We start from the raw sequence: 24,259 nt of genomic DNA, 5'->3' as shown, positions 1-24,259 counted from the left end.
GGCAAAGGCAACCCGGAGCCAACCGGCACGACCCGTTGCGATTTTGCGGCCGGCCTGTGCCGGACCGCGAACCGGGCCAAAGGACCGGCGACCCGGCTGGTGCCGGCGCGCACGACATGTGCGCCGCCGATCGACGCGCGCAGTCGGTCGGTCTTAACCGGCATGGCTGTCTTCGCTCCAGCGGGTCGTCCCCCGGCGGCGGCGCGACCGCGTCCCGCGCGAACCCGGGCCTCGGCCGGCCCAGGCGTCGCGCCAGACCGAGCCGGGAAGATGTCAAGACGGATCACGTTGCATCCCCGCCCTTGCTCCCGGCTCCACCGGATGCGGAGCCTGGCAAACCGGACCCTGACACCCAAGGTTTGCCAAGCCTTTGCCCAAAAGCCACAGTTTCGTAATGTTTCATTCGCCGGCGGAAGCGCCGTGCTCGTCGAATCGCGTGCCGGCGCGGCGGGCGCACGTGGTCAGCCTGGGGCACCGACGCCGGCGTACGCGATGCAGTGATCGGGGCCGGCTCGGCCCGCGGGGCGCCCGGCCCGCATATTCGCTCGCTGCGGCGGTGTCAGCCTTGCGGCTGCTTGACCAGCGCGTCGGGGGTCCAGCCGATCACGTCGGTCACCGAGTTGCCCAGCTGGAAATCATAGCCGTGCGCGCGCTTGGCCAGCGTGGCGACGGCGGGAAGCGGATCCTTGCCCACCGGCGGCGCCGTCTCGACGCGGTACCAGGGATGCTGGTCCGAGCCATTCCCCAGCCGGCTCAGCGTGACGCGCGAGCCGTCCTCGAGCGCGATGGTGATCGTTGGCGCGGTCGGAGGCACGTCGCCGGCGCGCTTGCGCACGTCGTCGAAGCTCAGCGCTGCGACCGCCTGCACGATGCGGTCGATCTTGTCCTGGTTGGGTGTGGCGCCCTGCGGCACCGAGGCCAGCTTCAGCCCCTTGTCTCCGCGCACCAGCATGATCGAGCCCTTGGCGTTGTCAATGGTCACAGCCGAAATATGCGTCGGCTTGAACTCGGCCAGCGAGGTGTCGAACCAGCCGGCGCGCGTCGAGGGCAGGCTCACCGCGCCCTGCACCAGCCATGCCTGGTTGTCGCCCGCGCGACGCACGAATTCGCCGCCGTTGACGCCGCCGACCGTGTAGTTGCGCTCGCCGACCACCACGCCGGCGATTTGCTTGTGATCCGCGGCCTCGAGCAGCACCCGCGTGCCGGCGCCCTTCTTGGCATCGGGTGCCGCCAGCCCGATCTCGGCATGGCGCTTGGGATCGGAGGTCTTGCGTTCCTCGATGGTCAGGCCGGCGAGGCTGCGCACCAGCCGGCGCACAGCATCGGTCTTCGCCGGGTAGCCCGAGGCGTCGACGAACTTGTCGCCGGTCCTGGTCAGCGTTGTCTGGCCGTCGCTGCGCTCGATCCGGACGGTCCCGATCTTCTTGGCCTGGCCGAGCAGGTCGGGGAACAGCGACGTGCCCTGCGCCGCCATGATGCCGCTGCCGCCACGCGGCGCCGAGGTTGCCACCGCGGCCGCCACGGCGACCACGGTCAGCCCGGCAAGGACGGAAAACGACCTTGGCGTCATTTCGTGCCTCCTTCGGACTTGCCGTTGTCACGCCGGCGCGGCAGCCGCCTCTTGGGCCGGCGGAACGCGGCGCCGAGCGCGAAGATCGCGACCACTCCGGGCACCACGCCCACATTCGCGGCGGTGATCCAGGTCTTCAACTGCTCGACATTGCGGCGCAGCTCGTAATGCACGTGGCGCAGCTCGGCCCGCGCCGAGAGCAGGTCCGCGCGCAACTGATCGATCGCCCCCTTGGCCCCCGCCCCGACGAGCTCGCCCTGGCCCTTCTGGCCGGTGTCGAGGTTCTCGAGCTTCTTCTCGGTCGCGCTGATGCGCTTGGTCAGCGCGCGCTGGCGGTCCAGATACTTCTCCTGGGCCTTCTTCTTCAGCTGATCGATGCGGTCGAAGGGGCGCCACGAGACGCCGCGGCCGCGCAGGTCGGCCAGCGCCGGGCCGCCGGCCATCTGCTCGACCGCGTTCAGCACGAAGTCGCCGTTGTTCGCGAAGGCGCGCGCGACGTCCTGGCCGAAGATCTGCTGGTGCTGGATCCAGTCGCGGTCCATCAGCATATCGGCGTCACCCACGAGGATCACGTTCGCCGGCGCTGCGGAGACGGTAAGCGTCTTGCCCTTGGCCTCGGACTTGGCGGGCTTGCCCGCGGCGAAGGCGGAGTGGAGCTTGCCTGTCAGGCGCGCGGCGATCACCAGCGGCTTCTTCGGCGGCTTGATCTTGTCGACCAGCGCGCGCGGGTCGGCGAACGGGCTGCCGGCCGCGCTTGCGTCCACCAGGCCGGCCTGCGGCGAGGCGGTCAGCAACGGCTCGAGCTTGACGCCGGGCTTGTCGGCGGTGAAGGCGCCGGCCGTGGTGACGATGATGGTCGAGAGCTGGGCCAGCGACGGCTCGGAGCGGTTCATCGCGTCCGTCCCCAGGGCGAGCCAGGGGTAGTTGGTCACCTGCACCTCGCGCCCGCCGATCTTACGGTGCGCTTCCAGTCCGTAGGTGGGATCGGCCACGGCCTTCTTGGGGTTGAAGCCCACGCCCCAGGCCTTGAACAGGCGCGGCAGGTCCGAGGACGGATCGTGCGGCATCTGCCCGCGCGGCCCGCGGGCGGTCTCGGCATAGGGGTCGACGAAGATCATCGCCGGCTTGCCCGCCATCACCCACTGGTCGATGGCATAGCGCGTACGGTCGGACAGGTGCTTGGGGTGCACGACCATCAGAGCATCGGTGCCTTTGGGGAAGGAGTCGATGTCGCCGCCCAGAACGTGCACGTTGAAGAAGTCCTGCAGCTGGGTGAGGATCTGCTGCTGGCCCGTGCGCTGCATCGGATTGCCCGTGAGCCCGAGCCCGTCGATCAGCGCCACGCCCGGCTTGCCCCGATCGCCGAGCTGCACGACCAGGCGCGTCAGGTCGTACTCGAGGAACGCCTCGCGGTCGGGCGAGAACATCGGGATGGTCTTCAGCCCGTCGGTCGAATTGGTCGCCGCCAGGCCGAAGAACATCGCATCCGAGGCGCCGGGCACCTGGACGCGGTCGATGCCCAGCCCCACGGCATGGTCCTCTTCGTTCGAATAGGGTTTGGGGTCGATCACGTCGAGCTTGATGTGGCCGTTGGACAGCTCGGCATAGGTCTCGAGCATGGTCTTGACCCGCGCCGCATAGGCCGCGATCTGGGGCGCCTCTTTCACCAGGTTCTTGGACAGGAAGAAGCGGAAATGCAGCGGCTCTTTGAGGTTTTGCAGCACATGCCGCGTGCCGTTGGACAGGGTGTAGAGACCGTTTTGGGTCAGGTCCGCGCGATCGCCCCTGAGCACGTTGCCCGCAGCGACATTGATCGCCAGGAACAGGACGACGGAAAGCGCGATCGCCCAGGGGATCAGGCGTGAGCGGTTCTTCCCGGCCATTGCGTCACCTCGCCTTGCGGAGTTCGACGATCTGCACGTTGATCCAGAGCCCGAGCACGATCAGCGAGCTGAAGAACACCAGCGTCGGGGCCTCGATCACGCCGCGCGTGAGGCGGCGGAAATTGTCCACGAAGGACAGCGACTGCACGATCTGCATCACCCAGGCCGGCGCCCAGTCGCGCAGCGCCCCGAGCACCAGCTCGGTGCCCGCCATGACCAGCACGAAGCCGACCACCGCCGCGGTGATGAAGGCGATGACCTGGTTCTTGGTCAGGGCCGAGAGGCAGGCGGCGATGGCGAGGAATGCACCCGCCATCAGGAAGCTGCCCAGGTAACCCGCCAGGATCACCCCGTTGTCCGGGTTGCCCAGGTAATTCACCGTCGCCCACAGCGGCGTCGTCAGAATCAGCGCCACGCCGGTGAACGCCCAGCCGGCGAGGAACTTCGCCACCACAAGCTCCCAGGTCCTGACCGGCAGGGTCAGCAGCAGTTCGATGGTGCCGCTGCGCCGCTCCTCGGCCCACAGCCGCATGCCGATCGCGGGCATCAGCACCAGGTAGAGCCAGGGGTGCCAGTTGAAGAACGAGACGAGATCCGCCTGCCCGCGCGCGAAGAAGCCGCCGACGAAGAAGGTCATGCCCCCGGCAAGCGCGAGGAAGACGACAAGAAAGACCGCCGCCAGCGGCGTGGCGAAATAGCCGCGGAACTCGCGCCCGAAAACGACGGTCACCGTGCGAAGCGACGCACCCATGGCGTTCTCCTGTCTGAGGGTCAGGTCCCGCGCCCCCGCGTGATCTCGCGGAAGACGTCTTCGAGCCGCGGCCGGCACGGCCCGATCTCCTCGATCGCGACCCCCGCCTCGGTCAGCGCGGCGGCGAGCCGGGAAGGCCCCGCGGTGCCATCGGCCGTGCGCACCACGAACCGCGCTCCGCCGTTCGCGGTGCCGGTCAGCTCGATGTTCTCCACGCCCGGCACCGGCGCGATGCGCGCGCGGGCGGTCTCGGCATCGGTCACCGCCACCGTCACGCGGATCGCGTTCACCGCTGCCGCGCGGCCGACCAGCTCCTCGGGCGTGGCATCGGCGACGACGCGGCCGCCGGCGATGATCACGGCGCGGCTGCACACGGCCTCGACCTCCTCGAGAATGTGGGTGGAGACCACGATCGCCTTTTTCGGCGCGATGCGGCGGATCAGCTCGCGCATGTCGTGCTTCTGGTTGGGATCGAGCCCGTCCGTCGGCTCGTCGAGGATCAGGACATCGGGGTCGTGCACCAGCGCCTGCGCGATCGCCACCCGCCGCCGAAAGCCCTTGGACAGCGCCTCCACGGGCCGGTTCCAGACCTCCTTGAGCCCGACCATGTCGACCATGTCGGCAAGCCGCGCCTCGAGGCCTCGCCCGCCCAGCCCGCGCGCGCGACCGACGAAGTGCAGGAAGTCCGCCACCAGCATCTCCGGATAGGCGGGCGCGCCTTCGGGCAGGTAGCCGAGGCTGCGCTTGGCGGCGATGGGCGCGGCAAGGACATCGTGCCCGCAGACCCGGATCTGACCCCGGTCGGGGTCGAGGAACCCGGCGATCATGCGCATGGTCGTGGTCTTGCCGGCCCCGTTCGGGCCGAGAAACCCGACGACCTCGCCCCTGTCGACGGTGAGGTCGACCGCCTCCACGGCGATTATGTCGCCGAACCGCCGGGTCAGATCCGTTGCTTCCAAGAGTGGCATGACAGTTGCTCTCCGCGCGGGGCTTGTTGCGTCGAATGCCTGTCGGGACCTTTCGTTTACTCGCACCGGCCTGCCGGTCAAGGCCGGTCGCCGGGCCGAGCCCCCGTTCGCAGGCAAGCAAGCTGCAAGGGCCGGTCGGCGGCGCCAGCTCGATTTTCATTCCGGGTCAGGCCATGTTCGGAGCCCAAAAAGCAGTCGTCCGCTTCGTCCGCTTCGGCGAAAGGCGCGCGCGCCGGTGCCGCCCAAAGCGGACCGGCTCAGTTCAGATACGAGTCGCCGCGGAAAACAACCCGCCAGGCTGCGACAAAACCTCACGCCCCGGCCGCGGGCTGGCGCGAGGGCCAACGGCGCGTCAGGTCGTCCGTCCCCGAGCCGGCGTGAGCTGCATCAATCCGCGAAACGGCCTCGCGGCCCAGGCAAGACGCCGGCTTCAGACAATCCGGCGGGGAGCGGATTGCCTGCCTCGCCAAAAACCCGTTCGCCGCGAGGCCGGAGAATCCCGGCCAGGGCATCGGCGGCGTGTGGACCAAGCCGCAGGTGACGAAGTAGCGCGCCGCGCCGGCCCCATGCGCCTGCTCGGCCCCGCCGCCGTTACGGCGCGGCGAGGCCGATCGCGGGCTCGGAGGCGTTTGCAACCAGCGTGACAAGGAAAAGCACGAGGAAAAGCACGAAGAGAAAGCGCGCGATGCCCGCCGAGGTGGCGGCGATCCCGGTGAACCCGAAGATGGCCGCGATGAACGCGACCCCAAGGAAGATCAGGGCCCAGGTCAGCATCGGTTCGGTCCTCCGGTCCGGTGTTGGTCCGAAGCTTCAAACGCCGATGCCTGCCCATCGGTTCACCATCGTGTCGCAGAAGGCGCGGGCCGTCCGGCATCGCTGCTCGCGCCCGGCATCTACCGATCGGCGGCCCGCGCGATGCGCGCCCTCAGCCGGCCAGCTGCATTGCGGCGGCGTAGAGGTTGGAGCCAATGGTGATGCCGAGCGCGAGCAGGCCGACCGAGAGGAACGTCCAGTCGATCGCCGACGCGCCCGTCTCGGTTTCCAGGAATGCGATTGCACGCGCCATGCCAGGGTCAACGTGCGCCGGACCGGGCGGTTCCGCGCCGGCTCGCCGCGGCCATGGCGGGAACCGCGGCAGCGGCCCGTGCGTTTGAGGATCATCATCTCTTGAGCCATTGCACGCGCGGGGCCGGCGTCAGGCCGAGACAAGGAGCAGCGCATGAGCAGCCGAACCTCGGGGCCCGGTCCGGGCCCCGGTCCAGGACCGACGCCCGGTCAAAGCCGCGAGACGACGTTGCGGATCATCGCCTGGAGCGTCGCCGCTCTCGCCGTGGTGGCGGTCCTGTCCGCCGCCAGGGTCGCCGGCATCATTGTCGCTCCGACTGTGCTGGCCTGTCTGGTGGCCCTCACCCTCGCCCCCCTGGTCGCGTCCGTCGAGCGGCTCGGCATCCCCTCGTCGCTGTCCGCCGCCGCGGTGGTCGGGCTGTGCGTGCTGGTCGTGGCGGGCGGCATCTACCTGCTGCTGCCCTCGGCCGAGGAGTGGCGTCTGCGCGCGCCCGCGGTGTTCCGCTCGATCGAGTGGCAGCTGCGCCATTTCGAGCGCGAGATCGAGCAGGCGGTCAATACCGCCGACCTCGGGGCCGCCGGCAAGCTCGCCGGCCCGGATTCGCCGGCCAACGCGGTGATGAAGTCGGGCCAGAAGATGGCCACCGACGTCCTGCTCGCCACACCGCAGGCGGTGCTGACCTTCCTTTATGTCGGATTCCTGTGCTTCTTCCTGTTGGCCGAGCGCGAAGCCCTGCGGCGCGGTGTCCTGAGGCTGTGCCCCGACTCGCGCACCCGGCTGCGGCTCAGCCGCGCGATCCGCGACATGCGGCTCAGCGTCAGCCGCTACCTCTTGACCATCGCGATCATCAACGCGGCCCTCGGCATCGCCGCCGGAATCGCCTTCCGTCTGCTCGGCCTGCCGAACCCGACGCTGTGGGGCGCGATGGTCGCGGTCTTGAACTTCATGCCCTATATCGGGCCGTTCATTTCGAACATCATCGTCTTCGCGGTCGGGCTGGTGAGCTTTTCCGGCGTGGTCGAGGCGTTTTTTCCAGTTGTGGCGCTGGTGGCGCTCAACGTGGTCGAGGGCGAGATTGTCACGCCCATGGTGGTGGGCCGGCACCTGCGTGTCGGCTCGCTCTCGGTCTTTCTCGCGCTGGCGTTCGGCGCCTGGATGTGGGGCGCGCTGGGGGCGCTCGTCGCCACTCCGTCGCTGATCGTCGCGCACCGCTTCTGGCAGGGCATGATCGCCCCGCGCGTGCGCCCGGCCCCCCCGGGCAACAGTGCCGGCCGGCCGCTTGCTCCCGGCGTCGCCGGCACCGTCGACCCGAGCACCGTCGAGCAGAGCACTTCTGGGCCCGGCCGGGCCCCGGCGCCGATGACACTGACGTCCGAGTGACAGCGCCGCCGACTTGCCGCCCGGAGGGCGAAGCAGCAGCCGGAGGCCGCATCAGGCGACGAACCGCAGCCCGGTGAAGCGCTGCCTGAAGGCGGTGACCGCGGCCGCCAGCGTTTCGGGATCGGGCCCCAGCGCGCGAGCGATCAGCCCCGCCAGCTCGCCCATCTCGGCCGCCGTCATGCCGCGCCGCACGATTTCGGGCGTGCCGAGTCTGAGCCCGTTCATGTCGCCTGCGACCGGCGCGGCGGGCAAGCCGATGCCGCAGGCCAGGATGTTCGCCCGCCGAAGCTGCCTGGCCATGCGCTGGCCTCCGCCCCAGCGCGCCGCCTCGATGGCGAACTGGTGCGAGGCCGTGGCCACGCCCCCGGCGCGGAAGACCGGCAGGCCCTCGGCCTCCAGCGCCTCGGCCAGCGCCGAGGCGGTCGCCACCATCTCCGCCGCATAGGCCGCGCCATGCGCGCGCCAGTCCAGAAGCGCCAGCGCCAGCGCCGCCACCCGCCCGGCGTCGAAGTTCGCCGTCAGTCCCGGGAAGGCGATGCGATCGAGCCGCTCGGCCAACCCGGCATCGTTGGTCACCACCAGCCCGCCGGCCGGCCCGCCGAGGCTCTTGTAGGTGCTCATGGTCATCAGATGGGCACCGTCGGCAAGCGGGTTCGGCCAGGCCCGGCCGGCGATCATGCCGCACAGATGCGCGGCGTCGAACAACACCCTGGCGCCCACGTCGTCCGCGATCGCGCGCACCTCGGTCACCGGATGCGGCAGCAGGTTCAGGCTGCCGCCGAGGCTGATCAGGCTGGGCCGTACCTCCACCGCCAGCCGCTGCAGGCCCGCCACATCCACCGTATAGCCGTCTTCTGCCACCGGCGCGGCGTGGATCGTCAGGCCGTAAAGCCCCGCGGCCCCGGCCGCGTGGTGCGTGACGTGCCCGCCGATCGCGGCGGGCGGAACGATCACCGCGTCGCTCGGGCGGCAGCAGGCCATGAAGGCATAGAGGTTGGCCATCGCGCCCGAAGGAACCCGCACCTCGGCGAAGCGGGCGCCGAAGGCCTCGGCCGCCAGCTCGGCGGCGATCACCTCGATCTGCTCGATGGCCTCGAGGCCCGTCTCGTACTTGTCGCCCGGGTAGCCGAGCGAGGGCCGCACGCCAAGACCCGCTGCCAACGCCGCCTCGGCGCGGGGGTTCATCACGTTGGTCGCCGGGTTGAGGTTCACGCAGTCGCGCTCGTGGATCTCCCGGTTGCGCTCGATCAGGCCGGCAATGCGGGCCGCCACCTCTTGCGTCGCGGCCGCGGCCGCCTCCGCGGCGAGCCGTTGCACGTAAGCTTCGCATTCGTCGGGCACCCAGTCGCGCCGCGCCAGTTGCGTCATCCCCGCCTCCCTCGGTCAGACCGGATCGAGGCAGCGCGCCGCGGGAAACGACAGCCGCGCGATCAGCCCCTCGCCGGGCGCCGTCTCGAACTCGAGCTCGGCCCCGCTAACCTGCGCCAGGCTGCGCGCAAGCGCGATGCCGCCTCCGATCCCCTTGCCGTCGAGGAGCCGGGCCAGCGCATCCGCCTCCAGCCCGGGGCCATTGTCGGCCAGCTCCAGCACCAGCCCCTGCCCGCGGCCCGGCGCGCGCAGCGCCACCCTTACCTCGGCGCCGCGCCCGGCGTGGCGCAGGGCATTGTCGACCAGGGCATCCAGCACGCTCCACAATGTCCGCTCGTCGCCCAGCACCACCGGACCCTCGCCGCGCCCTGGCAAACCGCCGGTGTCGAGCGTCACGCCGGCCAAGTCCGCCGTCGGCGTGGCCAGCCGGACCACCCGGCGCATGAGCCGGGCAATATCCACCTCGCCCGCGGCCACCGCTGGCCCCGGCTCGCCCGTCGCGCCGGCCGCTTCCAGGTCCTCGGCGACGCGCGCCAGGCGCCAGGCCGCGGCGACGATGTCGGAGGCATAGCCCGCCGCCTCGGCCGGTTTCAGCCGATCCGCCGCGCCGCGGATGGTCTCGGCAAAGCCCATCACCGCAGCCAGCGGCGAGCGCATGTCATAGCCAAAGCGGAGCAGCGCCTCGCGGACACGCTCCGAAAGCCCCGGCGCCGCCTCCTCCCCGGCCGCCTCGCACGACGAGAAGGCGGCGAGGATGCGGATCCGCTCGCCGCCGCGCTGGCGCCACAGACTGACGCGAAAGCGTCCCTGGCCGGCGCCGGTGACGAGCCAGGCGGTGCCCTCGGCGCTGCCGTCGGTCGCGGCGCGGGCCAGCAGCGCCTGCCCGCGGTCGCGCTGCACGAAGCGCTCGACCAGCCGCGCGGCCCCCTCGCCGAAGATGGCGAGATCGGCCGGGCTGCGCTCGCGGATCTGCCCGGCGACGTCGAGCGCGGCCATCGCAACGGGGCTGACCCGCTCCGGACCGCTCTGCTCGGCGGCTCTCACAGGACGGCACGCGGGAGGGTCGCCACCGGCGTCGCCGGGGCGGAGCCTTGCATCGCCGGTGCGAGCCCCGCCTTGTCCTCCGCGACCATGCTTCCCCTCCCCGAGACCGGACAGCCTCAAGCCCTCCGATACTATGCAAAGCGGGGCGCCGTTCCAGCCCAGATGACCCCTGGGCGACCGAATCCGACCATCCGAAGCTTGAAAAGCGCCGCGCCCGACGGTAGATCACGCCCCAAGCGGGCCGCACACTGCCGCGGCGCGCCCGAGAGCCGCCTTAGCTCAGCTGGTTAGAGCACCAGATTGTGGATCTGGGGGTCTCTGGTTCGAATCCAGAAGGCGGTACCAACCTTATCGATGCGTTGGAACGGTGCTTAGACTCGGCTCGCCCCAAGCCGTGTCAGTGCCATGTCGGCACACGACCGGAAAATCGGGCGTCACCCGTTCCCCCGATTTTCCCTGTCTATACGTCAAGTCCGAGCAGGGATTGGTCCTTCATCGCCCGGCGGCTGGCGTCGAGGGCACGCATGGTCCCGCTCACGCCAGCGCCCCGCGCACCCAGCCGTGCAACGCGACGATGGCGTGCTCCGAGTTGATGCCGCAGGCCGGCGAGATCACCAGCGGGCCCGGCCGGTAGCCGCGCGAGCCGAGGCCGCGCTGCACGTTGCGCACCAGCTTCAGGTCCTCGGCGAAGGTGGTGTCGCGGTCGCGCTCGATCACCGCCTGCAACCGGTCGTCGACCACGCCGTCGCGGCTGAACCAGCCGCGGTGGACGACCGTGTCGTCGTGGCAAAGCGGCCGCCAGCAGTAGCTGTTTACGAGCCCGCCCGGATAGATCTGCAGGCTGAAGGCCGGGAACAGGTAGAAGCTGCCATAGTCCGAGCCGGAGGTGTCGTACCACTTGCCCTGACGGCCCGCGGGCCTGGCGGTGTGATGCAGTACGCGGCCCTCACCGAAGGGCTGGATGTCATAGGTGTCCGGGTCGATCACGCCGCTTGAGAAGGCCTTGTGCACATGGCCGCAGTGGTAGCACTCGTTGTAGTTCTCGACCGCCACCAGCCAGTTGCAGAATTCGTGCGCGGTGTGCTCGTGGGCGAAGGCCCGGGCCTCGATGTCCGGGCACAGCGCCCGCGCCGCCTCGGCGACCCCGGGATAGCACGCGGACATCGGCGCGGCGCCGGCGTCGAGATTGACGAACACGAAGCCGAGGAAGACCTCGAGCAGGACCCCAGTCAGGCAGATCTTGGTCCGCTCGAAGCCCGGCGTGTCCCTGGAGCCCGGCGCGGCGCGCAGCCGGCCGTCGAGCTCGTAGCTCCAGGCGTGGTAGGGGCAGACCAGGACGCGGGTGCGGCCCGTTCCCTCGACGAGGCTGTGGCCGCGGTGCTGGCAGACATTGTAGAAGCACCGCAGCGCCCCGTCCCGCCCGCGCGCCACGAACAGGTCCTGGTCGAGCAGGGTGAAGGCGTAGTAGTCACCCGGCTCGGGCACGCTGGTCGCGTGGCAGACATAGTGCCACGAGCGCAGCAGGATGCGCTCGCGGGCCTGCGCGAAGATCCCGGGATCGGTGTAATAGCGCGCGGGCAGCGCCACGGCCGGGGCGGGTGCGTCTATGGGCGCGTTCACGGGGCGGCTCCGTCAGCCACGTTGCACCAGCGGTGCCGGCTCCTCGTAGAGCCCCGCCGCCAGTCTCTCGTCGTGGAAGGCCTCGACCCGTGCCGCGGCCTCCTCGCCCGCGCGCGCCACCATGACCGCGATCAGCCCCTCCAGGAGCGCCGTCACCGCGGCCTGGCTCTGGAAGAACTGCGGCGTGTGGGTCGGCGAGACCAGCAGGTGGTCCGAGTGCTTCGCTAGCGGCGAGGTGAGGCTGTCGGTCACCCCGACAATCGTCGTTCCGATCTCGCGTGCCCGGCGCACGGCTTGCATCGTCTCGGCCCGGTAGGGCTGGAAGGTCAGCGCCACCAGCACATCCTCGGGCCGGACCCAGGCCAGGTCGTCGATCGGCTGGCTGCCGTGGCGCGGGATCGGCACGATGTGCTCGAAGGCCATGCGCGCGACGTACCAGAACTGCTGCGCCAGGCAGTAGGCCGAGCCCATGCCCAAAACGAAGACCCGGGGCGCGTCGATGATCGCGTCCGCGACCGCATCGAGCGCCCGGGTGTCCTGCCGGCGCCACATCGCCTCGAGGTTCTGCCCGGTGGCCCCGGCCATCTCGGCGATCACCTCCGCGGTGCCGCCGCGCGCCTCCATCTCCTGCAGCCATTTCGCCCGGTCGCGGAAGCTGCCCAGCCCCCCGGCCACCATGAAATCCCGAAACCGCTCGCGCATGGCGTCGTAGCCGTCGAAGCCGATGGTCTGGGCCAGGCGCATCAGCGTGTTCGGATGCACCTCGATTTTTGCCGCCAAGGCGCGCATCGACTGCACGCCCACCTCGCGCGGGTGGTCGATGATGAAGCGCGCCGCGCGCTGGAGCTGCGGCGAGAGGGCATCGAATTCGGCGGTCAGCGCCTTGACCACCTCCGCGGCGCTTCGTTGCTCGTTGTGCCGCATGTCACATTCTAATTGACTTTGGTTCATTTGTATCACAGATAGCCTTGACGCTGTCGCCCCGCAAGTGGAATCGCGCCATGGCCGTTGCCGAGATTGCACAGCTGAGCGCCCAGCACCGCTTCGACGCGCTGCTCCACGCTTTGGCCACGATCTATGAGGCCGAGGGCCGCCCGGGCGGCAGCGAAGCCGCCGCGGCGCTGCGTGCCTCGCTCGGGCAACCCTTGCCGCCGCCCGGGACCGCCCTTGCGATCGACAACGTCATGACGCGGGCGTTCGCGCTGGCAACCGCCCATTCCGTGATCGGCGCAGGGCGCGATGCGGCCGACCTGATCACCTGGCATCATTTCGGCCTTGCGGACGGCCGCATCCGGCCGGAGATCGGGCTCGCCATGGCCACGGCCGAGCTGATCGGCCCCGACGGCATGATTCCCAACCAATCGGTGCGCGTCGGCCTGTTCGTGCAGGGCCCGGGGCTGCACTACCCCACCCGCACGCACGCCGCCGAGGAAACCTTCTTTGTCATCGCCGGGACGGCCGCGTGGCAGTCCGCCGGCGCACCCGCCGCGCCACGCCGGCCCGGAAGCTACATCTTCCATCCCTCGGGCATACCCCATGCCAGCACCACATCGGCCGAGCCCGTGCTCGCCGCCTGGCGCTGGAGCGGGGACATCGCGGTCGAGACCTACGCGCTGAAAGGATAGCCGCTTGCGGGACCAGGCCAGGGTCGTGATCATCGGTGGCGGCGTCATGGGCTGCGCGCTCGCCTATCATCTGGCGAAGGAGGGCTGGACCGACCTGATCCTCTTGGAGAAGGCGGAGCTGACCTCGGGCTCGACCTGGCACGCGGCCGGCCAGATCACCCACTCGGTGAGCCACTACGGGCTGGCCAGGATGGCGGCCTACGGCACGCAGCTCTATGCGCGGCTCGAGGCCGAGACGGGCCAGAGCGCCAACTGGCACGGCTGCGGCTCGCTGCGCGTCGCCTACACCGAGGCGGAGCTCGACTGGCTCGGCTACACGCTCTCGGTCGGCCGGGGCCTCGGCCACACGATGGAGATCGTCGGGCCCGAGCGGATCCGCGCGCTGCACCCCTTCTACAATCTCGACGGCGTCAAGGCGGCCCTGCACACGCCCCACGACGGCCATGTCGATCCGGCGGGCGTTACCTTGGCCATGGCTGCCGGCGCGCGCCGGATGGGCGCGGCGGTCATCCGCCGCAACCGGGCAACCGGCCTCGCGCAGACCGCTTCGGGGGAATGGCTCGTGCACACCGAGCAGGGCGACATCCGGGCCGAGATCGTGGTCAACGCCGGCGGCACCTATGTGCGCCAGATCGGCAAGTGGGTCGGCCTGGACCTGCCCATCGCGAACCTCTTGCACCACTACCTGATCACAGAACCGGTGCCGGAGTTCATGGAGCTGGGCGCGGAGCTGCCGGTCGTGCGCGATGACCGCGAGGTGTCGGGCTATATCCGCATGGAGCAGAAGTCCGGGCTGATCGGCATCTACGAGAAGGCGAACGCCACCACCGTGTGGGACGACGGCACGCCGTGGGAGGCGGAGAGCGAGCTCTTCGAGCCCGATTACGACCGCATCATGCCCTGGCTTAAGAACGCGCTCGAGCGCATGCCCGTGCTGGCCGAGCGGGGCATCAGGCGCGTCGTGCACGGCGCGATCACGCATCCGCCCGACGGCAACATGATGCTGGGGCCCTCGGGGGTGCGCAACTTCTGGCTCTGCTGCGGCAGCCAGGTCGGCATCGCCTGGGGGCCGGGCGCCGGCCGCTACCTCGCCCAGTGGATGGTGCACGGCGCGGCCGACATCAACATGGCGTCCTTCGATCCGCGCCGCTTCGGCGCCAGGATCGACGAGACCTACCGGATCGAGAAGGCGAAGGAGGACTATCTCCTGCGCCACGAGATCCCCTTCCCCCACCTTGACCGCCCCGCCTGCCGGCCATCGCATTCCAAGACCTCGCCGCTCTACGAGGCTCTGAGATCAAGGGGGGCGGTCTACCAGGAGGTCTATGGCTGGGAGCGGCCCTACTGGTACGCCCGCGACGGCATGGCCCGGGCGCACATCCACAGCTTCCGCCGCTCGGCGCTGCACGACGTGGTCGGCGCCGAGGTCAACGGCCTGCGCTCCGCCGCAGGCATCGCCGACCTCACCGCCTTCGCCAAGCTCGAGCTGCACGGGCCCGATGCAACCGCGTTTCTCGAGCGCGTCTCCTCGAACCGGCTGCTGCGGCAGGTCGGCTCGGTGACGCTGACCTACCTCGTCAATCCAAACGGCCGGGTCGAGGGCGAGGCGACCGTCGCGAGACTCGCCGAGGATCGCTTCTACCTCGTCTACGCCGCGGCGAAGGAGGCCGCGCTCCTCGGCTGGCTCGAGGAGCAGCGCGCCGGGGGCGAGCGCGTCGGCCTCGACAACGTCTCCGAGGCGCGCGGCGTCATCATGCTGGCCGGCCCGCGTTCGCGCGAGATGCTCGCGCGCTGCACGCGGGCGCCGCTCGACAATGCCGCCTTCCGCTGGTTGTCGGCGCGGCACATCGCCATTGCCGGCATCGCCGACGTGCGCGCCATGCGCGTCAGCTACACGGGCGAGCTCGGCTGGGAGCTGCACGTGCCCATAGCCGGCATGCGCGCGGTCTATGACGCGCTGGTCGCCGCCGGCGAGCCGCTCGGCCTCGTCCATGTGGGCGCCGCGGCGCTCAACGCCATGCGCATGGAGAAGGCCTACAAGTCCGGCCACGAGATCACCCCCGAGGTGACGCTCGCCGAGGCCGGGCTGACGCGCTTTGCGCGCGGCGGCGGCTTCCAGGGCGCGCAGGCCTCGCTTGCCGGGCCGAGCCGCTGGGCGCTGACGCTGCTGCGGCTCGAAGAACCCGCCGACGCGCCCGCAGCGGACCCGCTCGGCTCCGAATCCGTCTGGAAGGGCGGCGTCAGCGTGGGAGCGATCACCTCGGCCGGCTTCGGCTACGGCATCGGCGCCTGCCTCGCCTGGGCCTATCTGCGGCCGGCGCTGACCGCGCCGGGCACCGAGCTCGAGGTCCTGGTGCTCGGCCGCCCGCGCCGCGCCACCGTGATCGAGGGGGCCGTCCGGGACGCGCGCAACGAACAGCCCCGACTCGACACCCTGCCGGCGACGGTGTGAGCGCGATACGCTCCCGGGCGCGCCGTCGGATGCAACCGGCCGCCGGCTTGGGGGAGCGCGGCACCGGCCGCCACGCCCCTTGCCGGCCCCGCCGCCCGGTGCCGGCCTCACTGGGCCGCTGCGCGATCCGCCCGGTCGGACCGGCTCGATGCCGTGCCGGCGCCGGCGGTTCGCCCCGCTCCGCGCAGGGTCCGCTTGCGCCGCAGGGCTGGTGGATTTCGGCCCTCTCAGCTTCGGCGCCGGCCGCTGACCCTCTTCCCTTCGCCGGAGATGGCGTCGGTTGAGGCGGTCACGGTCGCCACATCGCGCAGATATGTGCGGCTGGCCGGCAGAGCCAGCGCCGAGGCGCCGACCAGAGAAGCCAGCATGGCCAGGAAGGTCCACATCAGGCCACGCATGCCGCCCCCGGCGAGCACGCCCGACAGCGCCCCGAAGACCAGCGGAGCGACACCCTCGAAGCTGGCCCGCAGGACCATCCGCCCCGCCTCGGCGCGGCCCCACAGCCGCGGGTGCACGATGTCCTGGCGCGCCGCGTCGACCGGTCCGATCGAGGCGGTCATGGCGGCGCTGCCCGCGGTGATCAGCAGCAGCGCCAGCCATGCGCTCGCCGTCCAAAGGCCAACGGCCAGCAGTGGCACCGAGAGCGCCAGCAGCGCGGCAGGCAGGAAAATGCGGGCCACCACCGGGCCACGTCCCATCAGCCGCTGCGACAGCCGCCCGCCGCCGACCGCGCCCGCCAGCGCCCCGCCCCCGATCACCACCATCATCCAGCTGACGGCGCCGCGCGACAGCCCGAGATGCCCGGTCAGATAGATCATCACGAAGGCCCGGATCCCGGCGAAGAAGAAATAGGCCAGCGCCGAGGCCAGCACCAGCAGCGGGTAGGTCGGCAGCCGCACGAGGTAGCCGATCGTTCGGTGCCAGCTCAGCCGCGTCGGGTCCCGCTGCAGCACCAGCGCCGCGCGCGGCTCGACGTGCATGCGGCGCACCGCCTCGCGCGCCGCGCCGTCGCCTTTCGCCGGCTGCCGCCCCGGCCCGTGGGACAGAAGCAGGTTCTGGCTGCCGCGCCGGGGCTCGGGCAGGTAGCGCCAGATCGCCCAGACCAGCGGCAGCGGCGCCGCGCCCATGGCATAGAGCGCCCCGCGCCAGCCGACAAAAGTCGAGACCTCGGCCGAGACGAAGAAGCCGATCCCCGCCCCGGCCAGCTCGCCCGCCGCGATCAGGCCATAGATGCGCGCTCGCTCCTGCGCCGGGAAGAAGTCCCCGATCAGCGACACCACGCAGGGCCAGGCGGCCGCGGTCGCCACCCCAAGCAGTACCCGCACGCCGAGGAGATAGGCCAGTGAGGAGCTGGCGCCGCTCAGCACGGTGGCGCCCGACCAGGTGGCGATCGCGACCATCAGGATCGTCTTGCGGTGCGTCCGGTCGGCCAGGATGCCCATGGGCAGCGCGCCGGCGGCACCGACGAACGAGACCACCGCCAGGACCAGGCCTACCCCGGTGTTGCTGATGTCGAACGCCGCCTTGATCTGCCCCGAGACGGCCGAGACGGCGCCCTTGTCGGCCGCGTCGAGCGCGAGAACGGCGCCCAGCATGAAAACCGCGCGCAGGCCCACGGCCCCGCCGGCCACGGCCGTGATCGTCGCCTTCAGCCTTGCGGCCGTGTCGGCTGCGCTGAACATCAACCTCTCTCGCCGCTCTCGGCCCCGGGCGCTTGGCGACGGCGTGCCCGGCTCTCCTGACCGCGCCCGCCGGGCGCTGACGCCGCCTCCGGTCTGCGCAATTTCCTGTCCCCTTAACGATGCAAGGGTACGCCCGTTTCTTCGCAACCCTCGGGCGGCGCGCGCTGCCGTCGTACTCCCGGCTCGCACGGCGCCGCGCCCCGGGCCGAGGAAGCGCCGCGGCCAGGAGGCTCAAACATCTGAAATCCTTGTATATTCTATCTCCCTTCGGCGCGTCCGACCGGCGCCGCACGGCGGGGCACGGTGCCCGGCACGGTGATTTTATCGCCGATCTGGAATAAAATGCTGCCGAATGCAGTTAGTGTGTCGCATGCGGTCGAACCTGCCGCCTTTCGGCATGGCGTGCCGGCGCGAAGGGCGCCGCAGCGGGTGCGTTCGTAGACGAGTGTGTTGAAGTGCCGGCGAGGGCGGCCGTCATGAGTCACAAGACACTGGAAGAAATCACCACGCACGAAGAGCCGGCCGGCCGGCCGGATTCGACGAAGGCGCTCGACGCCTGGCTGCGGCGAGAGCTCGAGTCGCTTTACGACGAGACCGCGGACAAAGAGCTGCCGCCGGGCATTGCCGACCTTGCCAAGCGGCTGGAAGCCAAGCTGCGCAGCGCGAACGGCGCCGACGGCGACATCGACTCCAACGAGGAAAACAGTGTCGAGGCCGTCCCCTGCCGCGACCGGGCGGTGGGCCGGACCTCTCCAGACACGGGCAGGAAGCGATAACATCCAACGGAGGCGCAACACCATGTCGAGTGCACAATGCGAGATCGTCCGCCACCTGCCGTCGCTCAGGCGCTATGCCCGCTGCCTCACCGGCTCGCAGGAGCGCGGCGACCGGTATGTCGAGGCGTGTCTCGAGTCGCTGCTGGCCGATGTCTCGCTGATCGAGGCGGACGAGGATATCCGGGTCGGGCTCTACCGCATCTTCCACGCGCTGTGGAACAGGGTGCTCGCGCCCCTGGGCAGTGACCCGATCGAGGGCAGCTCGGGGGCCGAGAAGCTCGAGCGGCATATCCGCGCCCTGCCCGCGCACGAGCGTGAGGTGCTGCTGCTCACCACGCTGTGCGACTTCACGCTGGACGACGTGGCGCAGATCCTCGAGCTGACGCGCAGCGAGATCGAGCACCACCTGGCCCGGGCGCGCGAAGACCTGAATGCGCAGACCCGCACGCAGGTGCTGGTGATCGAGGACGAGCCGGTGATCGCCTTCGACCTGGCCAGCATCGTCGCCTCGATGGGCCACGGCGTGGTCGGCATCGCCGACACCAAGGACCGCGCGGTCGAGATGGCCCGCGCCCGCGCGCCCGGCGTCGTGCTGGCCGACATCCAGCTGCGCGACGGCAGTTCCGGCATCGACGCGGTGCACGAGATCCTCGAGGCCATGGACGTGCCGGTGATCTTCGTCACCGCCTTCCCAGAGCGGTTGCTCACCGGCGAGCGCCGCGAGCCCACCTATCTGATCACCAAGCCGTTCGACGCCGAGGAGCTGCAGGTGACGCTCAGCCAGGCGCTGCTGCTGCATCCGGCGGCGCCCGTGGCGGCGGCGAGCTAGGGTCGGGAGCCGGCTTGCACCCGGGGGACAAAGCGGCGGCGCGGGCCGGCCGCGGCCTGCGCTTCATCGCCGACACGCTGTCGGGCCGGCTGGCGCTCGTCTTCACCCTGCTGGTGCTGCCGCCGACCATCGTCAGCCTCTACCTCGCCTGGGATTCCTATCTCGAGCAGACCGCGCGCGCCAAGCTGCAGGTGCGTCAGTTCGCCACCCTGACGGCCACCTACGAGAGCAAGTTCTTCGACGACGCGCAGAAGACCCTGCAACAGCTCGGCAAGGAGAGGGTGATCCGCAACGGCGGCGGGCCGAACTGCGACGCGGTGCTCAAGAAGGCGCTGGACCGCACGCCGGAATTCGCCAGCCTCGGCTACTACGACCCCGAGGGCAAGAAGCTGTGCGTGACCAACCAGGACATCACCGACGTCTCGGGCCGCAGTTGGTTCCAGGAGGTGCGCGGCTTTCGTGCCTTCACCATCAGCGACTACACCGTGCCGCCGCATTCGCACTATCCGGTGATCGTGGCGGCGCAAGCGGTTTACGGCAGCAACTACCAGTTCCAGGGGGTGCTCTCCGCCTCGATCCGGCTCTACTGGCTCTCGGCCTTCATCCGCGAGGTGAGCCTGCCGCCCGAGAGCGTGTTCTTCCTCATCGACCGCAACGGCAACATCCTGGCCGACCGCGGCCTTCTGAGCGAATCGGGCGCCGCGAAAGGCGGCGCCAGCAAGCACACCGCCGCTGAGGTCCCTGCGGCCAGCATCACCGAGGGCAAGGGGCTGGATTCGCTCTCCTCGGTGATCGGCACCAAGCTGGCCACGGCGGTGCTGAACCGGCGGCTGACCGACTTCGAGGCCACCGGCGGCGACAACAAGCGCCGGGTGTTCTCCTCGGTGGCGCTGCCCCATGGCGACGTCACGGTGCTGTTCGGCATGCCCGCGGTCAGCGCGCTGGGCGGCGTCGAGAAGGACCTGTTCAACCGGGTGCTCGGCCTCGCCGCGATCTGGCTGGCCGGCATCGTCGCGGCCTGGCTCGGCACGCGCTATCTGGTGACCCGCTGGATCGGGCGGCTCAGGGGCATGGCGCGCGCCTACGGCCGCGGCAGCTACGACCAGCGTCCCGCCTTCGACGAGGCCCCGCGCGAGCTGCGCGACCTGTGCGAGACGCTGGCGCTCATGGCGCACCGCATCGAGGTGCGCGAGGAGGAGCTGCGCGCCTCGCTGAACCAGAAGGACATGATCCTGCGCGAGATCCACCACCGGGTGAAGAACAACCTGCAGATCGTCTCGAGCCTCCTGAACATCCGCGGTGGCGCCGCCGGGGGCAGCGAGGGGGCGGCGGCGCTGGGCGAGGTCAAGGCGCATGTGCGGGCGCTCGCCCTGGTGCACCGCCACCTCTACGAGAGCGACGACGTGCAGCGCGTCGACCTGCGCGCCTTCATGACCGAGCTGTGCCAGAGCATGCTCTCGGTGCTTTCGGGCACGGCGGGCCGTGTCGAGCTCGACATCAACCTGCCGTCCTTCATGATCGCCACCGATCGCGCCATTCCCCTGGCGCTGCTGGTCACCGAGGCGATGACGAACTCGCTCAAGCACGCCTTTCCCGACGATCGCCGCGGCCGGATCTCGGTCGCCTTCAAGAGCGAGGGCGAGGACGCGGGCACGCTCACGGTGGCCGACGACGGCGTCGGCATGCCCCCTGCAGCGCGCAAGCACGGCGGCATCGGGCTGCAGCTCATCGAGGCCTTCGTCAAGCAGATCGACGGCGATCTGGAGATCACGGGCCCGCCGGGCACGGTGATCCACGTCCGGCTACACGGGCCGGTCGGCAACAGGCCCGAGCGGCCTCCGTCCCACGACACCGAACCGACGCCTGCGCGCCGTCAGCCCACCGGCGCGGCCTGAGCCCGCCGACCGCCCCCCGCTGACCGTCCCCCGCGCCGGTATCCGCTTGCCAGGTTGCGAGATTCGGGGCTAGCCTGGCCCCTCGTGTGAGGGGGAAATGGTGAGCTGACGCCAGATGGGGATGTGGCAAGGTCACGCCTTTCGGGATCGCGAAAGCACAAGTCCACCGCCGGTCCCGACCGCGCCCTGCATTGCGGGCGCGGCGCCGGGATACGTGCCCCTCGTCGTCACGGGAATGACGCCGGGACCCGGTAATCTCGGGCAGGCGGCACAAGGGCCGCGCGCCATGCGCCTGCGCCCCGATCGGCCCTGAGGGCCGGGACGACGGCTCGCCAAATGCAGAACAGGGAGGAAAGAATGCATCTGACTTCACGCTGGTACGGGGCCCTGGCGCTGGCCGCCGCCATCGCCTGGGCGGGCACCGCCTCGGCCGAGCGGATCAAGATCCAGTGGTGGCACGCCATGGGCGGCGAAAACGGCAAGAAGGTCGAACAGATCGCCCAGGGCTTCAACGACAGCCAGAGCAAATACGAGGTCGTCCCGGTCTACAAGGGCAACTACACCGAGACCATGACGGCCGCGATCTCGGCCTTCCGCGCCCACCAGCAGCCGCACATCGTGCAGGTGTTCGAGGTCGGCACCGCCACCATGATGGCGGCCAAGGGCGCAGTCTATCCGGTCTACCAGCTCATGGCCGACGCCGGCGAGCCGTTCGACAAATCGAACTACCTGCCCGCCGTCGCCAGCTACTACACCGACACCCAGGGCCACCTGCTGTCGATGCCGTTCAACAGCTCGACGCCGGTCCTGTGGTACAACAAGGACGCCTTCACCAAGGCCGGGCTCGACCCCAGCAAGCCGCCCAGGACCTGGGCCCAGATGGGCGAGTACTCGAAGAAGCTGCAGGCGGCGGGCTATCCCTGCGGCTTCACCATCGGCTGGCAGTCCTGGGTCGCGATCGAGAACTTCTCAGCCTGGCACAACTCGCCGATCGGCACGCTTCAGAACGGCTTCGGCGGGCTCGGCACCAAGCTCGTGTTCAACAACGACCTGGTGACGCGCGAGATCTCCGATCTCGCCCGCTGGCAGAAGACCAAGATCTTCGACTACGGCGGCCGCCGCGGTGAAAGCCTGCCCATGTTCACCACCGGCAAATGCGCCATGTGGATCAATTCCTCGGCCTATTACGGGGGCATCAAGGCGCAGGCGAAGTTCAAGTTCGGCCAGTCCTTCCTGCCCTACTACGCCGACGTGAAGGGCGCGCCGCAGAACTCGATCATCGGCGGCGCCACGCTGTGGGTGCTGCGCGGCCACCCCAAGCGGGACTACAAGGGGGTCGCCAAGTTCTTCACCTATCTCTCCTCGCCCGAGGTGCAGTTCGACTGGCACAAGTCCACCGGCTACGTGCCGATCACCAAGGCGGCCTACGAGCTGGCCAAGCAGAAGGGCTACTACAAGGAGAACCCGGGCACCGACACGGCGATCCGCCAGCTCAGCCTGCACCAGCCGACGCCGAACTCGAAGGGCCTGCGCTTTGGCAACTTCGTGCAGATCCGCGACATCATCAACTCGGAGCTCGAAGCCGTCTGGGCGGGCGACAAGACCCCGAAGGCGGCCCTCGACGAGGCGGTCAAGCGCGGCAACGAGCTGTTGCGCAAGTTCCAGGCGGCGCACAGCTAGGGCGCCCGCGCGCGCTGGCCGAACCGGGGCCTTCCCGCCGCGCGGGCGGGCCCCGACGCCACCTCGAGGGGGCCCTCACCGCATGCTCAAGCGGGTCCATTTCCGCCGGCCGATCCTGCCGTATCTGCTGGTCCTGCCGCAGATCGCGGTGACGGTCATCTTCTTCCTCTGGCCGGCCGGCCAGGCGCTGTGGCAGTCGATGCTGGTGCAGGACGCCTTCGGGCTTTCCACCAAATTCGTTTGGTTTCGCAACTACGCCGCCATCTTCCAAGACCCGAAATACCTCAATTCGCTCGAGGTCACGGCGGTCTTCACCAGCGCGGTGACGGTGCTGGGCATCTGCTCGGGGCTCCTGTTCGCGGTAATGGCCGACCGGGTGATCCGCGGCTCGGCGGGCTACCGCACGCTGCTGATCTCGCCCTACGCCGTGGCGCCTGCGGTCGCGGGCGTGCTCTGGCTCTTCATGTTCAACCCCACGGTGGGCATCCTCGCCTACGTGATCCACGGGATGGGCATCGACTGGAACCCCTACCTGCACGGCTCGGACGCCATGATCATGGTGGTGATCGCGGCCGCCTGGAAGCAGGTCAGCTACAACTTCGTGTTCTTCCTCGCCGGGCTGCAGGCGATCCCGCGCTCGCTGATCGAGGCCGCGGCCATCGACGGCGCCGGACCGTTCCGGCGCTTCTGGAGCATCGTCTTCCCGCTGCTCTCGCCCACGACCTTCTTCCTCCTCGTGGTCAACCTCGTCTACGCCTTCTTCGAGACCTTCGCCACGATCCACGCCACCACGCGCGGCGGCCCGGCCAACGCCACCGAAATCCTGGTCTACAAGGTCTATCGCGACGGCTTCGTCGGGCTCGACCTGGGTGGCTCGGCGGCGCAGTCGGTGGTGCTCATGGCCATCGTGATCGGGCTGACCGTGGTCCAGTTCCGCTATGTCGAGCGGCGCGTGCAGTACGCCTGAGGAGAGAGCCATGGTCGAGCGCCGCCCCGGACTGACGATCCTCGCCCACGCCATCCTGCTCGCCGGGCTCGCGGTGGTGATCCTGCCCGTCTACCTGGCCTTTGTCGCCTCGACCCACACGCAAAGCGACATCATGACGGCGCCGATCCCGCTCTTGCCCGGCGACCAGTTCTGGACCAACTACCGCGCCGTGCTGACCGGCGACGTTGCCAATTTCGGCGGCGCACCGGTCATGGTGATGCTGGGCAACTCGCTGGTCATGGCGCTGGGCATCGCCATCGGCAAGATCGCCATCTCGATCATCTCGGCCTACGCCATCGTCTATTTCCGCTTCCCGCTCAGGATGGTGTTCTTCTGGATGATCTTCATCACCCTGATGCTGCCGGTCGAGGTGCGTATCGTGCCGACCTTCGCGGTGGTCGCCAATCTCGGCATGTTGAACACCTATCCGGGCCTGGTGATTCCGCTGATCGCCTCGGCCACCGCGACCTTCCTGTTCCGCCAGTTCTTCCTCACCGTGCCCGACGAGCTGCTCGAGGCGGCGCGCATCGACGGCGCCGGGCCCGTGCGCTTCTTCACCGACATCCTGCTGCCGCTCTCGCGCACCAACATCGCGGCGCTGTTCGTGATCCTGTTCATCTACGGCTGGAACCAGTACCTGTGGCCACTGATCGTGACCACCGATCCCTCGATGAGCACGGTG

At 69.9% G+C, this 24,259-nt stretch carries 20 protein-coding genes and 1 tRNA gene; 10 read left to right on the top strand and 11 right to left on the bottom strand.

What is annotated here, in order from left to right; all coding sequences use genetic code 11:
* Positions 1-559 precede the first annotated feature (559 nt).
* From AC32QD_RS10820 to AC32QD_RS10795, 6 genes are all read right to left on the bottom strand, one after another.
* Positions 560-1,570 carry a DUF4340 domain-containing protein gene (locus tag AC32QD_RS10820; protein ID WP_492010510.1) on the bottom strand — a complete coding sequence of 337 codons (1,011 nt, stop codon included), beginning with the start codon at positions 1,568-1,570 and terminating at the stop codon, positions 560-562.
* Complete coding sequence (locus AC32QD_RS10815) at positions 1,567-3,453, bottom strand: GldG family protein (protein WP_492010509.1); 1,887 nt, start codon at positions 3,451-3,453, stop codon at positions 1,567-1,569. The genes AC32QD_RS10820 and AC32QD_RS10815 overlap by 4 nt, the downstream gene beginning before the upstream one ends.
* Before the next feature lie 4 nt (positions 3,454-3,457).
* Positions 3,458-4,204: an ABC transporter permease subunit gene (locus AC32QD_RS10810; protein WP_492010508.1), complete on the bottom strand. Its 747-nt coding sequence runs from the start codon at positions 4,202-4,204 to the stop codon at positions 3,458-3,460.
* A gap of 20 nt (positions 4,205-4,224) precedes the next feature.
* Positions 4,225-5,172: an ABC transporter ATP-binding protein gene (locus tag AC32QD_RS10805; protein WP_492010507.1), complete on the bottom strand. Its 948-nt coding sequence runs from the start codon at positions 5,170-5,172 to the stop codon at positions 4,225-4,227.
* A 591-nt stretch (positions 5,173-5,763) separates the two neighbouring features.
* Positions 5,764-5,946, bottom strand: coding sequence for a DUF1328 domain-containing protein (locus tag AC32QD_RS10800; RefSeq protein ID WP_492010506.1), 183 nt, complete (start codon positions 5,944-5,946; stop codon positions 5,764-5,766).
* 151 nt (positions 5,947-6,097) lie between these two features.
* Complete coding sequence (locus tag AC32QD_RS10795) at positions 6,098-6,238, bottom strand: hypothetical protein (protein WP_492010505.1); 141 nt, start codon at positions 6,236-6,238, stop codon at positions 6,098-6,100.
* 228 nt (positions 6,239-6,466) lie between these two features.
* Between AC32QD_RS10795 and AC32QD_RS10790 the strand changes: the two genes are divergently transcribed.
* Complete coding sequence (locus AC32QD_RS10790; RefSeq protein ID WP_492010504.1) at positions 6,467-7,618, top strand: AI-2E family transporter; 1,152 nt, start codon at positions 6,467-6,469, stop codon at positions 7,616-7,618.
* A gap of 51 nt (positions 7,619-7,669) precedes the next feature.
* Here the strand turns inward: AC32QD_RS10790 and glyA are convergent, their stop codons facing one another.
* Positions 7,670-8,986 (bottom strand): serine hydroxymethyltransferase, encoded by a 1,317-nt coding sequence (glyA, locus tag AC32QD_RS10785; protein ID WP_492010503.1) that lies wholly within the window; start codon positions 8,984-8,986, stop codon positions 7,670-7,672.
* 15 nt (positions 8,987-9,001) lie between these two features.
* Complete coding sequence (locus AC32QD_RS10780) at positions 9,002-9,982, bottom strand: sensor histidine kinase (protein WP_492010502.1); 981 nt, start codon at positions 9,980-9,982, stop codon at positions 9,002-9,004.
* Between the two features lie 316 nt (positions 9,983-10,298).
* Here AC32QD_RS10780 and AC32QD_RS10775 point away from each other — a divergent pair.
* Positions 10,299-10,375: transfer RNA gene (locus AC32QD_RS10775), tRNA-His, on the top strand.
* A 189-nt stretch (positions 10,376-10,564) separates the two neighbouring features.
* On the opposite strand, the gene AC32QD_RS10770 is transcribed toward AC32QD_RS10775, so the two are convergent.
* Both AC32QD_RS10770 and AC32QD_RS10765 read right to left on the bottom strand, forming a co-directional pair.
* Entirely contained in the window at positions 10,565-11,650 is a 1,086-nt protein-coding gene (locus AC32QD_RS10770; RefSeq protein ID WP_492010501.1) for an aromatic ring-hydroxylating oxygenase subunit alpha, read from the bottom strand.
* Between the two features lie 12 nt (positions 11,651-11,662).
* Positions 11,663-12,574: a MurR/RpiR family transcriptional regulator gene (locus AC32QD_RS10765; RefSeq protein WP_492010500.1), complete on the bottom strand. Its 912-nt coding sequence runs from the start codon at positions 12,572-12,574 to the stop codon at positions 11,663-11,665.
* 77 nt (positions 12,575-12,651) lie between these two features.
* Here AC32QD_RS10765 and AC32QD_RS10760 point away from each other — a divergent pair, with 77 nt between their 5' ends.
* Complete coding sequence (locus AC32QD_RS10760; protein WP_492010499.1) at positions 12,652-13,275, top strand: dimethylsulfonioproprionate lyase family protein; 624 nt, start codon at positions 12,652-12,654, stop codon at positions 13,273-13,275.
* Between the two features lie 4 nt (positions 13,276-13,279).
* Positions 13,280-15,727 carry an FAD-dependent oxidoreductase gene (locus AC32QD_RS10755; protein ID WP_492010498.1) on the top strand — a complete coding sequence of 816 codons (2,448 nt, stop codon included), beginning with the start codon at positions 13,280-13,282 and terminating at the stop codon, positions 15,725-15,727.
* A 227-nt stretch (positions 15,728-15,954) separates the two neighbouring features.
* On the opposite strand, the gene AC32QD_RS10750 is transcribed toward AC32QD_RS10755, so the two are convergent.
* Positions 15,955-17,409, bottom strand: coding sequence for an MFS transporter (locus AC32QD_RS10750; protein WP_492010497.1), 1,455 nt, complete (start codon positions 17,407-17,409; stop codon positions 15,955-15,957).
* Positions 17,410-17,885: 476 nt separating this feature from the next.
* Between AC32QD_RS10750 and AC32QD_RS10745 the strand changes: the two genes are divergently transcribed.
* The 6 genes from AC32QD_RS10745 to ugpE all read left to right on the top strand — a co-directional run.
* Positions 17,886-18,185 carry a hypothetical protein gene (locus AC32QD_RS10745; protein ID WP_492010496.1) on the top strand — a complete coding sequence of 100 codons (300 nt, stop codon included), beginning with the start codon at positions 17,886-17,888 and terminating at the stop codon, positions 18,183-18,185.
* A 22-nt stretch (positions 18,186-18,207) separates the two neighbouring features.
* Positions 18,208-19,014, top strand: a complete 807-nt coding sequence (locus AC32QD_RS10740) for a response regulator (RefSeq protein ID WP_492010495.1) — start codon at positions 18,208-18,210, stop codon at positions 19,012-19,014.
* 14 nt (positions 19,015-19,028) lie between these two features.
* Complete coding sequence (locus AC32QD_RS10735; protein WP_492010494.1) at positions 19,029-20,909, top strand: sensor histidine kinase; 1,881 nt, start codon at positions 19,029-19,031, stop codon at positions 20,907-20,909.
* A 357-nt stretch (positions 20,910-21,266) separates the two neighbouring features.
* Positions 21,267-22,589, top strand: coding sequence for a sn-glycerol-3-phosphate ABC transporter substrate-binding protein UgpB (gene ugpB / locus AC32QD_RS10730; protein WP_492010493.1), 1,323 nt, complete (start codon positions 21,267-21,269; stop codon positions 22,587-22,589).
* A gap of 82 nt (positions 22,590-22,671) precedes the next feature.
* On the top strand, positions 22,672-23,556 hold the full coding sequence (gene ugpA / locus AC32QD_RS10725) for a sn-glycerol-3-phosphate ABC transporter permease UgpA (RefSeq protein WP_492010492.1): 885 nt from the start codon (positions 22,672-22,674) through the stop codon (positions 23,554-23,556).
* A 10-nt stretch (positions 23,557-23,566) separates the two neighbouring features.
* A partial coding sequence (gene ugpE / locus AC32QD_RS10720) for a sn-glycerol-3-phosphate ABC transporter permease UgpE (RefSeq protein WP_492010491.1) occupies positions 23,567-24,259 on the top strand: 693 nt, incomplete at its 3' end.

The organism is Thermohalobaculum sp., assembly GCF_058622915.1.
Note: the sequence above shows the minus strand (reverse complement) of the source record. Positions and strands in the feature narration are given on the sequence as shown.

Bases quoted from the DNA above. Each gene is read 5' to 3' on its own strand.
- AC32QD_RS10820 (WP_492010510.1), bottom strand. From the start codon at position 1,570: ATGACGCCAAGGTCGTTTTCCGTCCTTGCCGGGCTGACCGTGGTCGCC.
- AC32QD_RS10815 (WP_492010509.1), bottom strand. From the start codon at position 3,453: ATGGCCGGGAAGAACCGCTCACGCCTGATCCCCTGGGCGATCGCGCTT.
- AC32QD_RS10810 (WP_492010508.1), bottom strand. From the start codon at position 4,204: ATGGGTGCGTCGCTTCGCACGGTGACCGTCGTTTTCGGGCGCGAGTTC.
- AC32QD_RS10805 (WP_492010507.1), bottom strand. From the start codon at position 5,172: ATGCCACTCTTGGAAGCAACGGATCTGACCCGGCGGTTCGGCGACATA.
- AC32QD_RS10800 (WP_492010506.1), bottom strand. From the start codon at position 5,946: ATGCTGACCTGGGCCCTGATCTTCCTTGGGGTCGCGTTCATCGCGGCC.
- AC32QD_RS10795 (WP_492010505.1), bottom strand. From the start codon at position 6,238: ATGGCGCGTGCAATCGCATTCCTGGAAACCGAGACGGGCGCGTCGGCG.
- glyA (WP_492010503.1), bottom strand. From the start codon at position 8,986: ATGACGCAACTGGCGCGGCGCGACTGGGTGCCCGACGAATGCGAAGCT.
- AC32QD_RS10780 (WP_492010502.1), bottom strand. From the start codon at position 9,982: ATGGCCGCGCTCGACGTCGCCGGGCAGATCCGCGAGCGCAGCCCGGCC.
- AC32QD_RS10765 (WP_492010500.1), bottom strand. From the start codon at position 12,574: ATGCGGCACAACGAGCAACGAAGCGCCGCGGAGGTGGTCAAGGCGCTG.
- AC32QD_RS10760 (WP_492010499.1), top strand. From the start codon at position 12,652: ATGGCCGTTGCCGAGATTGCACAGCTGAGCGCCCAGCACCGCTTCGAC.
- AC32QD_RS10750 (WP_492010497.1), bottom strand. From the start codon at position 17,409: ATGTTCAGCGCAGCCGACACGGCCGCAAGGCTGAAGGCGACGATCACG.
- AC32QD_RS10745 (WP_492010496.1), top strand. From the start codon at position 17,886: ATGAGTCACAAGACACTGGAAGAAATCACCACGCACGAAGAGCCGGCC.
- AC32QD_RS10740 (WP_492010495.1), top strand. From the start codon at position 18,208: ATGTCGAGTGCACAATGCGAGATCGTCCGCCACCTGCCGTCGCTCAGG.
- ugpB (WP_492010493.1), top strand. From the start codon at position 21,267: ATGCATCTGACTTCACGCTGGTACGGGGCCCTGGCGCTGGCCGCCGCC.
- ugpA (WP_492010492.1), top strand. From the start codon at position 22,672: ATGCTCAAGCGGGTCCATTTCCGCCGGCCGATCCTGCCGTATCTGCTG.